The 14,142-nt window shown below is 66.7% G+C and carries 13 protein-coding genes; 10 read left to right on the top strand and 3 right to left on the bottom strand.

Going from position 1 to position 14,142, the window contains the following annotated elements; translation table 11 throughout:
- Window positions 1-30 precede the first annotated feature (30 nt).
- The gene (locus AB0L97_RS26270) at window positions 31-1,245 is read right to left on the bottom strand and encodes a serine hydrolase domain-containing protein (RefSeq protein WP_364434513.1); all 1,215 of its coding nucleotides are present in this window, start codon (window positions 1,243-1,245) and stop codon (window positions 31-33) included.
- Between the two features lie 109 nt (window positions 1,246-1,354).
- Window positions 1,355-1,879, bottom strand: coding sequence for a DUF6764 family protein (locus AB0L97_RS26265; RefSeq protein ID WP_355078854.1), 525 nt, complete (start codon window positions 1,877-1,879; stop codon window positions 1,355-1,357).
- A 186-nt stretch (window positions 1,880-2,065) separates the two neighbouring features.
- Here AB0L97_RS26265 and AB0L97_RS26260 point away from each other — a divergent pair, with 186 nt between their 5' ends.
- Complete coding sequence (locus tag AB0L97_RS26260) at window positions 2,066-2,689, top strand: hypothetical protein (protein ID WP_356963201.1); 624 nt, start codon at window positions 2,066-2,068, stop codon at window positions 2,687-2,689.
- Between the two features lie 41 nt (window positions 2,690-2,730).
- Window positions 2,731-4,176 carry an MFS transporter gene (locus AB0L97_RS26255; protein WP_355078856.1) on the top strand — a complete coding sequence of 482 codons (1,446 nt, stop codon included), beginning with the start codon at window positions 2,731-2,733 and terminating at the stop codon, window positions 4,174-4,176.
- Between the two features lie 53 nt (window positions 4,177-4,229).
- Here AB0L97_RS26255 and AB0L97_RS26250 read toward each other — a convergent pair whose 3' ends face one another.
- Window positions 4,230-4,904 carry a S1 family peptidase gene (locus AB0L97_RS26250; protein ID WP_356963199.1) on the bottom strand — a complete coding sequence of 225 codons (675 nt, stop codon included), beginning with the start codon at window positions 4,902-4,904 and terminating at the stop codon, window positions 4,230-4,232.
- 525 nt (window positions 4,905-5,429) lie between these two features.
- Between AB0L97_RS26250 and AB0L97_RS26245 the strand changes: the two genes are divergently transcribed.
- The 8 genes from AB0L97_RS26245 to AB0L97_RS26210 are packed head-to-tail and all read left to right on the top strand — an operon-like array spanning window position 5,430 to window position 14,069.
- The gene (locus tag AB0L97_RS26245; RefSeq protein ID WP_355078858.1) at window positions 5,430-6,284 is read left to right on the top strand and encodes an ABC transporter permease; all 855 of its coding nucleotides are present in this window, start codon (window positions 5,430-5,432) and stop codon (window positions 6,282-6,284) included.
- A 4-nt stretch (window positions 6,285-6,288) separates the two neighbouring features.
- Window positions 6,289-7,152, top strand: coding sequence for an ABC transporter permease (locus AB0L97_RS26240; protein ID WP_355078859.1), 864 nt, complete (start codon window positions 6,289-6,291; stop codon window positions 7,150-7,152).
- A gap of 7 nt (window positions 7,153-7,159) precedes the next feature.
- Complete coding sequence (locus AB0L97_RS26235; RefSeq protein ID WP_356963195.1) at window positions 7,160-8,650, top strand: MCE family protein; 1,491 nt, start codon at window positions 7,160-7,162, stop codon at window positions 8,648-8,650.
- On the top strand, window positions 8,647-9,690 hold the full coding sequence (locus tag AB0L97_RS26230) for an MCE family protein (RefSeq protein WP_355078861.1): 1,044 nt from the start codon (window positions 8,647-8,649) through the stop codon (window positions 9,688-9,690). The genes AB0L97_RS26235 and AB0L97_RS26230 overlap by 4 nt, the downstream gene beginning before the upstream one ends.
- Window positions 9,690-10,688 carry an MCE family protein gene (locus AB0L97_RS26225; protein WP_355078975.1) on the top strand — a complete coding sequence of 333 codons (999 nt, stop codon included), beginning with the start codon at window positions 9,690-9,692 and terminating at the stop codon, window positions 10,686-10,688. The genes AB0L97_RS26230 and AB0L97_RS26225 overlap by 1 nt, the downstream gene beginning before the upstream one ends.
- Window positions 10,685-11,794 carry an MlaD family protein gene (locus AB0L97_RS26220; RefSeq protein WP_364434289.1) on the top strand — a complete coding sequence of 370 codons (1,110 nt, stop codon included), beginning with the start codon at window positions 10,685-10,687 and terminating at the stop codon, window positions 11,792-11,794. Before AB0L97_RS26225 ends, AB0L97_RS26220 begins: the two co-directional genes overlap by 4 nt.
- Before the next feature lie 8 nt (window positions 11,795-11,802).
- The gene (locus AB0L97_RS26215) at window positions 11,803-12,894 is read left to right on the top strand and encodes an MlaD family protein (RefSeq protein ID WP_364434286.1); all 1,092 of its coding nucleotides are present in this window, start codon (window positions 11,803-11,805) and stop codon (window positions 12,892-12,894) included.
- Window positions 12,891-14,069 carry an MlaD family protein gene (locus AB0L97_RS26210; protein ID WP_355078864.1) on the top strand — a complete coding sequence of 393 codons (1,179 nt, stop codon included), beginning with the start codon at window positions 12,891-12,893 and terminating at the stop codon, window positions 14,067-14,069. The genes AB0L97_RS26215 and AB0L97_RS26210 overlap by 4 nt, the downstream gene beginning before the upstream one ends.
- Window positions 14,070-14,142 lie beyond the last annotated feature (73 nt).

The following is a 14,142-nucleotide window of genomic DNA, read 5'->3' as shown; positions in this document are numbered from 1 at the left end:
ACACGAGGCCGCGACCGGAGCGGTTCGAAGCTAGCCCGCGGCCTGCTTGTGCTTGCGCACCGTGCCCTGCGCCGTCGCCGCCAGCCGCGCCAGCCTGGCGTCGCCGAGCGCGGTCACCATGCTGCCGAGCCCGTTGGTGACGAACGCGATCGACATGCGGAGATCCGGATCGGCGTACGCGCCGGACCCGCCGACGCCGTAATGGCCGAACGCGTGCCTCGGCTGCTGCTTGGACATCAGTACCGGGCGGTGGTAACCGAGTGTGAAATGAATCGGCACACCGAGTACGTAGTCCCGGCTCTGGGTGGGCTGCACCTGCCCGATCGTCTCGATCGTCCGCGGATCCAGGAACCGCACGGTCTGCTCGGCGCCGACCCCGGGCGGCTTCCGGTCCGCATTGGCTGCGTAGACCACGCCGCCGTTGGCCAACGCGCCGTACATACGCGCCAGTGCGCGCGCGGAGAACACGCCATTCCAGCCCGGCATCACCGCGTCGTGCACCCGGGGGTCGTGGACCAGTTCGTCGAAGCTTTCCGGCATGCCCGCCTCGGCCAGGCCGCGCACCGGCCGCACCCAGGACAGTACGGAGGAGGCGGTGTTCCAGCGGATTCCCGGCGGTCCGAGGTGGCGGTAGATCTTGGCGATCCGGTGCCGTTCGGATTCCGGGACGCGGAACCAGTACTCGTCCATGCCGAGCGGCTCGGCGATCTCGGTGCGCAACACCTCGGTGAACGGTGTGCCCGTCGCCCGTTGCACGAGTTCGGCGACCAGCCAGCCGAAGGTGATCGCGTGATAGCCAGAGGTACGGATGCGCCGGGGGTCCGCCGGACTCTCGGCCAGGGCGCGGACCACGGCGTCGTAGTGCAGGATGCCTTCGCGGCCGGGAACCAGGCCGCGCACCCGGTGCAAGCCGGCGCGGTGGCAGAGCACGTCACGGACGGTGATGTCGTCTTTACCGTGCGCGGCGAACTCCGGCCAGTACTCGGCCATCGGAATGTCGTAGTCGATCAGACCCCGTTCGGCCAGGCGGTGGACGACCGTCGAGGCCACGCCCTTACCCGTGGAGAAGGTCAGCGCGACGGTATCGCCGTTCCAGCGCCGCTCCTTGCCCGCCCAGCCTGCCCAGATATCGACCACCGGCTTGCCGTCGAGGTAGACCGCGAGCGCCCCGCCACCGCGCGCAGGCTGAGCGAACAGGCCGAAGAACTGATCTGCCAGCCGGATGAAACGCGGATCGACCAGCATTTCATGCGGTGCCGCCAGCTTTCCGCTGGCCGAATCGGCGGGTTCGAAGTCGTCCGCCGCCATTGCCGAAACCATGGGGTCACCTCCTGACCGCCGTTAGCCGGGCTGGTCAACCAGGGTAACCCGTTCCATGGGTGCGCCAGAGCCCAAAAGGCGTGGCGAGGCACGCGTCGCCGCTGTCGGCATTCCACGCGAAGGCCGCCGCGCCCAGACAGACGACCGTTTGTTCGGCGGTCTCCACCCCCGCTCGCGACCCTTCCAACGCGATCGAGATCGCGAACGTCCGCATGCCCGGTTCCGTGGTCGAGGTCATGGCGACGGCGTCCGGGCCGAGACCGAGTGCGACGGGGACCCCGCCCGCGCCCTCGCTCGCACCGACGCCTCCCGCAGCGCCGATCCCGATGGCCGTCGCGCCCGAGGTCGCGTTGGCGTAGCCCACACCGTCGATCCCGGTGGCACGGGCCTGGCCGTAGCTATCGGTCGCCGCGCGGCAGGCCGTCTCCCCATCGATGAGGGTGACATCGGTTCCGTGCTCGGATCGGCAGTGCACATCGGTGGCGGCAGCCATACCCGGAACGAAGAGGGAGCCTCCGATCGCGGCGGTGGAACACGCGATTGCGCTGATCAGCTTCACCGGGGACTCCTCTCGCACCAGAAAACCCACCATACCCAGAGCTCTTGGCGGCGGTTCGTTTCCGGCTCCGGCTCGACGTGCGCTCGGTCGATGGTGTATTCATGGCGTGGTATTTCAAGCGCAGCATGGCAACTTCGGATCACGGGGGCGTGAGTTCGCCGGCGTTACAGCTCGGGAGGACTGTACGTGTCTCGTCAACTGACCTGGGGTCGTCTCGCTTTCGCCGGATTGGCCGTCGCGGCCGGATTGTCGCTGGTCGGCTGCACTTCCACGATCAGCGGTACCGCCCAGCCTGCCGTGGACGGGACGATCGACGCGGTGTCGGTGACCAACACGCCGAAGCCGTCCTCGGGCAGGCCGACGCCGAGCACCAGCAAGCCGACGCCGAGCAAGCCGAGCGGAAACACCGATTTCGACGCGAGCATCGGCGACTGCGTGAAGCTCGGCGGCACCACCACCAACGCCACCATCGAGAAGGCGTCGTGCGGCAGCCGCGAGTCGAACTACAAGGTGATCGCGAAGGCGGCGAAGAGCTCGCAGTGCAGCAGCGACGCCGACAACTACTACGCCGAGACCGTCAACGGCATCGAGCAGGGCGCGCTGTGCCTGGACATCGACTGGGTGGTCGGCGGCTGCATGGACGTCGGCGGTGACGACCCCAAGCGCATCGACTGCACCGGTTCCTCCCCGGTGAAGGGCGTGAAGGTGGTCAAGCGCGTGGACAGCGCCGATGACGTGAACGTCTGCGGCAGCGGCACCGGATACGTCTACGACAAGCGCCGTTTCGTCATCTGCGTCCAGGAACTCTGACCCGGACTTCCCAACGCCTGCCTGCCACTAGGTTGGGGTAGGTGAGCACCACCGAGCTACCGCGGCTGCGGTCGGGCACCGGTCGTTGGATCCTGCTGGCCACCATCCTCGGATCGTCGGTCGCCTCGCTCGACGCGACGGTCGTCAACATCGCGCTGCCGCGGATCGGGGAATCGCTGGACACGGACGTCGCCGGGCTGCAATGGACGTTGAACGGCTACACCCTGACCCTCGCGTCGTTCATCCTGCTCGGCGGGTCGCTCGGCGACAAGCTCGGCCGTCGCCGGGTGTTCGTCTGGGGCACCGTGGCTTTCGCGGTCGCCTCGGTGCTGTGCGGCGTCGCGACGACCATCGAGTTGCTGGTCGCGGCCCGGATCCTGCAGGGCGTCGCGGGCGCGATGCTCACACCGGGCAGCCTGGCTCTGATCTCCTCGTCCATCGATCGCCGAGATCAAGGCGCGGCGATCGGCCTGTGGTCCGGCTTCGGCGGTGTGGCGGGCGCGCTCGGCCCGTTCCTCGGCGGCTGGCTCATCGACATCGCGGGCTGGCGCTCCATCTTCTTCCTCAACGTTCCGCTGACCCTCGTGGTCGTGCTGGTCGCGTTGCGGCATGTGCCAGAGAGCCACGATCCCGACGCCGCCCCCGAACTCGACGTGCCCGGCGCATTGGTGGTGGCGCTGGCGCTCGGTGCGCTGACCCTCGGACTGATCGACAAGATGCCCGTCCTCGTCGTGGCAGGCGTCGCGCTGCTGCTGGCGTTCGTCGTGATCGAACTGCGTAGCGACCACCCGCTGGTGCCGCCCTCGCTGTTCCGCTCGCGGGTGTTCACCGCGGCGAACCTTGTGACGCTCGCGGTCTACGCCGCCCTCGGTGGCGTGTTCTTCCTGTTGGTGCTGGAACTGCAACTGGTGGCGGGGTACTCGCCGCTGATGTCCGGCGTCGCGACCGTGCCGATCACGTTGATCATGCTGGCGCTGTCGGCTCCCGCCGGGCGCTGGGCGCAGCGGCACGGACCGCGCATCCCGATGACCACGGGACCGCTGCTGGCGGCGGCGGGCCTGGTGCTGTTGCAGCGCATCGGGCCCGACACCACCTATCTCACCGATGTACTGCCCGGTGTTCTCGTCTTCGGGCTGGGGCTCGCCGCGCTGGTCGCGCCGCTCACCGGTGCGGTGCTCGGCGCGGTGCCAGCGAGCGAGGCGGGCATCGCCTCGGGCGTGAACAACGCCGTGGCGCGCACCGCGCAACTGCTCGCGGTGGCGGCGCTGCCCGGACTCGCGGGCATTTCGGGCGCGCTGGGTGATCCCGCCGCCTTCGACCAGGGCTTCGCCACCGCGATGTGGCTGAGCGCCGGGCTGTTGGTGACCGGCGCGGTGCTCGCCGCCGTATTGCTGCGTCCCGAGCGGCACGCACCCACGCTGGACAGCGTCGACTGCATGCCGCAGTGCGCGGTCGCGGGTCCGGCGGTGGCGCCCAGCGAAAAATGAGCGGCCCGAACGCGTCGCTCGCGTTCGGGCCGCTCGTCGGGATTCGCCGGCGATCAGATCGGGATGTAACCCGCCCCGACACCGCCGCGTCCGTTGATGTCGGCCATGATCGCGCTCATGTTGGTCCCGACCTCAGGACCGAAGCAGGCGATGGCCAGGTAAGCGTTCACCATGCCGACCAGCGTCGTACCGACGACGACCGGCGCACCGGAGTCGCCTTCGACCACGCACATCTGGCTCCAGGTCTCGACGTTCGTCCGGAAGACGTCACCCCAGGCGAGACCACAGGTGTTGCCGGTCGTGCGCCCTTCCTTGCAGACGATCTGCGGGAAGCTGGCAGGCGCACCGACTCCGGTGATAGTGACGTTGCCGACCCGGTTCACCGGGGTGATCTTGCCCGGATCGAACTGGATGACGGCGTAGTCGAGATCGTGGTTGGAGTAGGCGAACCGGCCGATCACGCCAGAGCCCCGATCGGATTCGGCGTAGACCTGTGCGCCAGGGTCGCCGCAGTGACCTGCGGTCAGGCCGACCAGACGGCCCGCGTTGTCGTGGCCGACCGTCGTGACCGTGCACTCGAACTGGTTGTCGATGATGATGCCGGATCCACCGCCCAACACCGGCGGGCCCGGGTCGGCGTTAGCGGCCCCTGCGCCCGTGCCGAGCAGCGCCGCGCCCAGGGCGACGGCGAAGGCGGCGTTGGCCACCTTGGCGAGTTTGCTGAACATGTCCCTCCAGACGTCGGAAGCCCGCACGATATCAATCTGTCGCACCCATCGTGTCAGTAATCGGTCTCGGGCGCGTCACCACTACGGGGTTGTCCCCACTGCTCGGGGCTTCAATCCTATTTCATACAACTGTGATCAAATGTATCTTACGAGCCCAATAGCGATTCGCTATCGCAATTGTGAAAATCGCGTGGCCGTTCGTGCCTCGATGATAGTAAGGAGGCGTCGCGTTGGTCTCCGGAAACAAATCCGATTTTCGATGAGAATTATCCAAAGTAATTCGCCGAATGACCGGAAGCGATCGGGCATTCCCGCAGCTCGGCTGTAGCTTGTGCCAGAGCTCGGCTGGTCAACTTTGGTGTGGTTCCCAATGTTCCGCGCCCTAACCATTGCTTTCCGGCAACGGTGAGGAACATCTATGACTGCGATCACAAGTGGATGGTGTGTTCTGCACTACTCCGTAGTAAGGTGCGTCAAGCAAACGAGTCGCCGGGGCTACCAACCGGCGTCGAGGAGGATTAGCCAGTGCAGTCGACCGAGAGTCCACCATCAGGGTCACGGTTCAGTGGTGCGGTCGATTGGACGAGGTCTTACTGGCAAGATCATCCCAAGCGTTCGCTGGAGACCTTCGGCAGACAGATCACGATGGGCTTCGCCGCTGTCGCCGAACTGTTCGTCTCGATTTTCCGCAGGCGCTTCCCTTTCGCTGAGTTCGTCCGGCAGTGCGCGTTCATGGCCAGCGTCTCCGCGGCGCCCACGCTGCTGGTCGCCATCCCGATCGGCGTCATCGTCTCGATTCAGGTCGGCTCGGTCGCCGGGCAGGTCGGCGCCACCTCGTTCATCGGCGCGGCCAACGGCCTCGGCATCATCCAGCAGGGCGCTCCGCTGGTCACCTCGCTGATGATCGCGGGCGCCGTCGGCTCCGCGGTCTGCGCCGATCTCGGCTCGCGCACCATCCGCGAGGAGATCGACGCCATGAAGGTGATGGGCGTCGATCCGATGCGCAGGCTGGTCGCTCCGCGTCTGGGCGCGGCGATGCTGGTGAGCGTGCTGCTGTGCGGCTTCGTCGTCTTCGTCGGCTTCTTGACCGGCTACATCTTCAATATCTTCGCGCAGAACGGTACGCCGGGTTCCTACGTCGGCACCTTCTCTTCGTTCGCGGTTACCACCGATCTGCTTGTCGCTCTGGCGAAATCGCTGATTTTCGGTCTGCTGGCGGCAATCATCGCCTGCGACACCGGATTGAACACCCGGGGCGGTCCCGGCGGTGTCGCGAACTCGGTGAATTCCGCCGTGGTGAGCTCCGCCATCATGCTGTTCGGGGTGAACCTCATCATCACCCAGGTTTACAACGCACTATTCCCGTCACAGGTGGTCTGAGCCGGTGTCATCAACCTATGTACCGCCGCTGCTGCGGCCTCTCCAGGCGTTCCGGAAATCCGCGCAGGCTCCGGTCGATCTGCTCGCCAGGCTCGGCCACCAGGTGTTCTTCCTGTTGCGTTCGATCGGCTCGATCCCGCTGGCGCTGCGGCACTACCCCAAGGAAGTGTGGCGCCTGCTTTCGGATGTCACCTGGGGCAACGGCAACCTCGTCGTCGGCGGCGGCACCATCGGCGTCGTCGTCATTCTGAGTGCGTTCGGCGGCATGACCGTCGGCATCCAGGGTTACAACTCGCTGAACCTGCTCGGCCTGAGTCCGATCACGGGTGCGATCTCGGCGTTCGCGACGACTCGCGAACTCGGCCCGCTGCTCGCCACGCTGGCCTTCGCCGCTCAGGCGGGCTGCCGGTTCACCGCGCAGCTCGGCGCCATGCGCATCTCCGAGGAGATCGACGCGCTGGAGTCCATCGCCATCCGGCCGCTGCCGTATCTGATCAGCACCAGGATGTTCGCGTCGATGGTGGCCATCATCCCGCTCTATTGCCTCGGCCTCACGATGGCCTACGTCTCCTGCTCGCTGACGGTGCAGCTGATCGGCGGCACCGCCACCGGCACCTACCAGCACTACTTCTACCAGTTCCTCGTCCCGACCGACGTCATCTATTCGCTGATCAAGGCGATCCTGTTCGTCGCGATCACCACGTTCATCCAGTGCTACTACGGCTTCTTCGCCTCCGGTGGCCCCGAGGGCGTCGGCGTGGCCGCGGGCCGCGCGATCAAGATGTGCATCATCGCGGTCGTTTTCGCGAACCTGTTCATGACATTGGCGATCTGGGGCGTCAACCCCGGCATCCGGATCTCGGGGTAGACACCAGATGATCATCGATCCCAGTGGGCGCGGGCCCACGATGCGGCAGCTGCTCATCGCAGGCGTGTGCGGTCTGGTCGTGTTCGCGCTGGTGCTCGGCTTCCTGATGCTGCGCTACAAGGGCTACTTCCAGGAGAAGGTCAACGTCACCGCGAACCTGACCACCACGGGTGACGGTCTGCCCGAGCAGGCCGACGTCAAGTTCCGCGGCGTGCTCGTCGGCGCGGTGAAGACGGTCGACGTGGCGGCCAAGGGCGAGCTGCAGCAGGTGCGGATCGAGATGAAGCCGGAGTTCGCCGGCGACATCCCGTCCAACGTGACCGCTCGCGTGGTGCCGAGCAACCTGTTCGCCGTCACCTCCGTGGAACTCGTCTTCAACGGTCCGGCCGACCAGTACCTGCACGAGGGCTCGGTCATCGAGGAAGACCGCAGCAAGGGCACCATCGCGCTGCAGGACACGCTCACCACGGTCCGCAACATCCTCGACAAGATCGATCCGGTGCAGTTCGGCCGGGTGCTGGGCACCCTGTCGCAGGCTCTCGACGGCAGCGGCCGGATGCCCGGCTCCACCGTCGAGCGGCTGGACCGCTGGCTGCTGGCCGTCGACGAGTCGATTCCCGATCTCGGTGTGCTGCTCGGCGACTTCTCCGCGTCGTTCCACGCGCTCAACCAGTCCGCGCCCGAGCTGGTCGACGTGCTCGGCAGCTCGGTGCAGACCGCACGCACCATTGCCGACCGGCGCAGCGAGCTGGTCTCGCTGATCACCGGCACCAGCGGAACCATCGACACGGTGAACGACCTGTTCGCGCGTAACCCGAACGTGGGTATCGAGGTCACCGCGGGCACGAACGACATGTTCGGCGCCCTCGCCGCGGACCCCGACGCGATCACCAGGAGCCTGCTGAACCTCAGCGAGACCATGCGCCGGATGGACACAACGTTCACCTGGGGTCCGCAGAAGCAGCAGGTCTGGGACGCGGGCATCACGCTCACCCCGTATCGGCCCTACACCGTGGCCGACTGCCCGCGCTACGGCGAGATGGTCGGACCGAGCTGCTACACCGCCCCCGCTGTCGCCGATGTCGGCGAGCTGCCGGAGCAGCTGAAGCCGCGCGCGCTCGCCTCGGCCGCCGGGCTTCCTCCGGTGGTGCCGATGCCCGGTCTGCCGCTGATTCCCGGCGTCACCACCCCGGATCCGAACCGCGCCACCGCGGCCGCCCCGACCGGCGGCGCTCCCGCTCCGTTCGCGGGCACCCCGCTCGAGGGTCTGTTCCCCATGCTGCCCCCGGGCCTGCTCCCGCCCGCCGCGGCTCCAGCGCCCGCGGCTCCGGCCGCCGCGCCGGGGGGCACGCCGTCGGCGGCGCCGATCTCCTACCGGGGTGACTCGGCGATCACCGCGCTGCTCGGCCGCACGCCGACCACCGCCGAATACCTGCTGCTGAGCACGATTCTGAAGGGCGGAACCATGCAGGTGGCCGACAACGGTGCCGCACGATGAGCATTCGCAAACCGCTGATCGGATTCAGCATCTTCGCCATCGTGTCGATCCTGGTGACGGTGGTGGTGTGGAACACGCTGGCGCGCATCGTCAGCGGCGACACCTACACCTACTCCGCCACGTTCTCCGATGTGCTCGGCCTGCACGAGGGCGACGACGTCCGCATGGCGGGCGTTCGGGTCGGCAAGGTCGAGAAGATCGAGCTCGGCCGCGACGGGAATCTGAAGAAGTCGGTCGCCAAGGTCACCTTCGTGGTGCAGCGCGACCAGACGATCTACAACGACACCAAAGCGCTGGTCCGCTACCAGAATCTGATCGGTCAGCGGTACGTGGCGCTGGCCCCCGGCAAGGGGTCGAACCCCGCGCCGCTGAAGAACAACGGTTCCATCCCGATCGACCGCACCGAGCCGTCGTTCGACGTGTCGGGTCTGTTGAACGGGTTCCAGCCGCTGTTCCAGGTGTTGCAGCCCGAACAGGTCAACCGGCTGTCGGAAACCTTCATCCAGGCATTGCAAGGTGACGGCGTCTCGCTGAGCGCGTTCATCGTCCAGGCCGCCCAGCTGGCCACCGACTTCCAGCGCAGGGACGCGATCCTGTCCGATGTGATCACCAACCTGTCGGGCGTTATGTCCGGGTTGGCGAAACGAGGTGATGAATTGGAGACCCTGGTGACCCAGACCCGGGCCTTGATCGGCGGGCTGTACGAACAGGGACAGTCGTTGCTCGCCTCGACCGAGCAGATCGCGAGCGCGACCACATCGGTGGTCGGCATGCTCGACCGGGTCCAGCCGAGTCTGCGCACGGCGCAGAACTCCACCAGCGCGGCGCTGACGCTACTGCTCGACAACGGCGCCAAGCTCGACCAAGCCGCGATCGACCTGCCGAACGTCCTGTCGGCGGCGGGCAGGCACACCTCGGAGGGCGGCTACGCCAACGCCTACCTGTGCGGCCTGGACGTGTCGCTCTACGGCGTCCTGTTCCCCCGCGGCCTGTTCTCCCAGATCGGTGGCACCTCGCACTCGGCGGTGTGCCGCCCATGATGACGAAGCTCAGGTCCAGGTTCGAGAGCAACCGGTACTTCTGGTTGGGCATCATCGGCGGCGCCCTCATCGTGGTGCTGCTGCTGGTGTCCAGCGTCTACAAGCTGATCGGCGTCGGCGAGCAGTCGATCAAGGCCGAGTTCGTGCAGGCCGCGGGCATCAGGGTCGGCGACAAGGTGAACATCGCCGGGGTGTCCTCGGGCCGGGTGGTCGGCGCCGAACTAGAGGGCAGTCACGTGCTGCTCACGTTGAGCGTCAGCGACGACGTGAAACTCGGCCCCGACGCGCGTGCCTCGATCAAGATGGCTACGCTGCTCGGCGCCAGGTACGTCGACCTCGAGCCGGGCGACGGCTCGGGTCTGAAGGGCAAGCGGATCCCGGTGTCCAACACCACGGTTCCGTACAACCTGGCCGACGTGGTGCAGGTCGGCACCCCGAAGTTCGAGGCGCTCGACACCAAGAAGCTGGCCGATTCGCTGAACCTGATCAACGAGCAGATGAACGGCTCGCCCCAGCTCACCGCCCAGGCGCTGGACAGCGTCGGCGCGCTGGCCAAGGTCATCGACAGCCGCAAGACCGAAGTGGACGCCCTGCTCAAGGATCTGGATCGGGTCACAAGGATCCTCGCCGACAACCGCAACAGCATCCTGCTGGTGATCACCCAGGGCGAGGCCATCGCCAACCGGGTGATGGAGCGCCAGGCGCTGCTGCGCCAACTGCTGGACAACGTCGCGGCGCTGACCAAGCAGCTGGAGGCGATCGGCGCGGAGAACAACGATCAGCTCGGCCCGACCATCCAGCAGCTGAACACCATGGCCGAGGGCCTGCAGAAGAACAAGGACAACCTGGATCGGATGCTGTCGCTCATGCCGCCGACCCTGCGCTACCTGGCCAACTCCTGGGGTGGCAGCGGTCCGTACGGCGATGTCGGCCTGCCGTGGCTGTTCCCGGACAACTGGTTGTGCTTCGCCCAAGTTATCGAGGGGTGCCAGGGATGAAATTCCGCACGGGCTTTCCGCTGAGGACCGTCGCGAAGACGCTCCTGATCAGCGCCGCCGCGCTGACGGTCGGCAGCTGCTCGCTGCTGCCGAGTTCGGTGAACGACGCGTTGGGCAACACCCTGCGGATCACCGCCGACTTCGACAACATCGCGGGCATCTACGAAGGCAACCCGATCACGGTGCTCGGGCTCGACGTGGGCAAGGTCGACAAGATCGTGCCCAAGGGCACGCTGATCGAGGTGCACATGTCCCTCGACAAGGACGTGAAGATCCCGCAGGACGCGATGGCCGCGATCATCTCGCCGTCCATCGTGACCGACCGGCACATCGAACTCACCCCCGTGTACACCGGCGGTGCGACCTTGTCCGACGGTTCGCACCTGCCCAAGGCCCGCACCAAGACCCCGGTCGAGCTGGACACGATGATCAAGACCATTGATCAGTTCGCCGCCGCGTTGAAGCCGGAGCCGGGGCAGGAGGGCCTCGGCCCGTTGTCGGGCCGGGTGCTGTACCCGATGCTCAACGGCAACGGCGAGAAGATCCGCGACACCCTCAACGCGCTGTCCAGCGCGCTGAAGGTCGGTGTGGACAACAAGGACGCGATCTCCAGCATCATCATCAAGCTGAACGACCTCACCACCATGCTGGCCGACAACGATCAGTCGGTGCGCGATTTCAGCAACCGGGTGACCCAGATGACCGGCCTGCTCGCCGAACAGGCTCCCGGCTTGCAGGCCACACTCGACCAGTTGCTCGCCTTCCTGCGGAACACGAGCACCACGCTGACGCAGTACCAGGACCAGTTGCAGGGCACGATGACCGGCCTGACCAACGTGACCCAGCAGCTGCGCGACAACGCTCGCGGCCTCACCGAGGTCGCCGACCTGGCGCCGATGGTCATGCAGAACGTCGACAACATCATCAACCGCGAGCACCAGTACGTCCGGTTGCACGCGGTGATCGGCACCGCGCTGTCGGGTGAGATCGTCAGCCTGTTCTGCGAACGCATCCAGATGAAGGCCGATGGCTGCCGCACCGGGAACATGCAGGACTTCGGCCCCGACTACGGGCTCACCGCCGCACTGCTCGGACTGACGAAATGACGTACCGAATGACGATCAAGGCACGCAGGGCACTGGTCGCCGTCGCCGCGGTGGCCGGTGTGGCGGTCACCTCCGGCTGCGGGCTCACCGTGGAGAAGCTGCCGCTGCCGAAACCGGGCCAGGGCGGGGAGACCTACACCATCCACGCGGTCTTCGAGAACGCGCTGAACCTGCCCGACCAGGCGAAGGTGAAGATCGGCGGTTCGGACGTCGGCGTGGTCACCGACATCAAGACCAAGAACTTCCAGGCCATCGTGGACCTGACCATCCGCAAGGACATCGAGTTGCCCAAGGGCAGCACGGCGGAACTGCGTCAGGCCACCCCGCTCGGTGACGTGTTCGTCGCGGTGTCCAAGCCCAAGACCGAGCCCGGCGCGGCAATGCTGCACGACGGCGACACGCTCACCATCGACAGCACCTCGGCGGGCGCGACCGTCGAGCAGTTGCTCATCTCGGTCTCCATGCTGTTCAACGGCGGCGGCATCGCCAGCCTCTCCAAGCTCGGCTCGGAGCTGGACTCCATCGTCGGCGGGCGTGGCGAGCAGCTCGCCCATTTGATCACCGAGATGACCGGAGTGGTCGGCAGTTTGAACGCCAACTCCGCCCGGGTGGACAGCGTGCTCGGCGAGTTCAGCACCCTCGCCAACACCATCGAGGGGCGGCGCTCGGAGCTCGGCGAGGTGGCCGACACGTTGCCGCAGATGATCGGCGCGATCGCCGAGAACAACCGGGCCCTCGGCGATCTGCTCACCAAGCTGTCCACCACCAGCGCCGCGCTGGGCGACTACGCGAACACCTCGACCGAGAACCTGAACGGACTGCTGCAGAACACCCATCAGCTGATGGACGCGATCGCCAAGACCGGTGACGGCTTCGGCGTCCTGCTGGATCGGCTGCGCGTAATTCGGCCGAAGGTGGACGCGACCTTCCGCGGCAGCAGTTTCGCGGTGTACGCGACCGCGACCAACCTGGACATCAGCGCGCTCACCGATCCGCAGCACGGCAAGCTCCAGGATCTCAACGACTTGCAGGACTTCGCGGGCAGCCTGATCCAGGTGCTCCAACTCGTTCAGGGTCGAGTGGCGGGAGGCCAGCGATGACCTCCGTGCGCAAAGTGTTCGGAAGCAAGATCTTCCTGTCGAACCTGGGTCTGGTGCTCGTGCTGCTGGTCGGCGCCGCCTACCTGATGGTGAACGTGATGCGGGTGAACCCGCTGCGGTCCGACTACACGGTCACGGTGAATCTGGACCGTTCCGGTGGTCTGCAGCCGGGCAACGACGTGACGTTGCGCGGCTGGCGCATCGGCAAGGTGACCTCGATCCAGCTGACCGATCGCGGCCAGTCCATCGCCGCCACCGCGCAGATCGAGTCGAAGTACAAGATCCCGGTGGACACCCAGATCGCGGTGCAAGCGCTGTCCGGTGCGGGTGAGCAGTACATCGACTTCCGGCCGAACGCCGAGCAGGGGCCCTATCTGGCCAACGGCGCGGTGATCAAGTTCGATCCGGACAAGATCCACACGCCCACGCCGGTGTGGTCGGTGCTGGACAACTCCAGCGCCCTGATCGCGCAGATCGACCCGGATCACTTCCAGGTCATCCTGAACGAGCTGGACATCGCGCTGAGCGGAGGCCCGGATCAGCTGCGCGGGCTGGTCAACGGCATCAGCTTGGCGATGGCGGGCCTGGATTCGCTGCTGCCGCAGACCACGAATCTGATCACCAACCTGCGCACGATCGCGAACACCACGTCCATGGCGCAGCCCGATCTGGCCACGCTGACCAGCAACTCCGGCGTGCTGTTCGAGCAGTTCAACAAGGCGAACGCGGAACTGCAACGGGTGCTGGAGACGGCGCCGGGCCAGCTCACCAGCCTGGGCGCGGTGGTGGACAAGACGGCCGATCCGATCACCAGCCTGGCGACCAACTTCCAGGCGATCACGAAGGCGGCGCAGCTGCGACTGCCCGCGCTGCGCGCGCTGTTCCCCTCGCTCGCGCTCGGTGGCGAAGCGCTCGGCATTCCGGCGCACGACGGCGAGTTCCACGCGATGATCGACATCTGGCCGCGGCCGTTCTGCACCTACAACACTCCCAAGATCCGCAACGAGGTCGTGCAGGACGGCACGATCCCGAAGTGGAACTACTGTGAGAACCCGCCGCCGGGTCAGCAGATCCGCGGCGCCGCCAACGCGCCGCGGCCCGACGTGCCCGACAACGGCGCGCACATGCCGCCGGGTGTGGATCCCAACGAGCGGACGCTGCCTCCGGTGCGGTGAGTCGTACCCGGCCCGGCGGTCGTCCCGCCGGGCGGGCATACTCGCCGGTGGAACCCGTAAGGTTCGCTGTCGC

Origin of the sequence: Nocardia sp. NPDC051911, from assembly GCF_040681035.1 — a bacterium.
Taxonomy (GTDB): domain Bacteria; phylum Actinomycetota; class Actinomycetes; order Mycobacteriales; family Mycobacteriaceae; genus Nocardia; species Nocardia sichangensis.
This window is presented reverse-complemented; position numbering and strand designations above follow the sequence as displayed.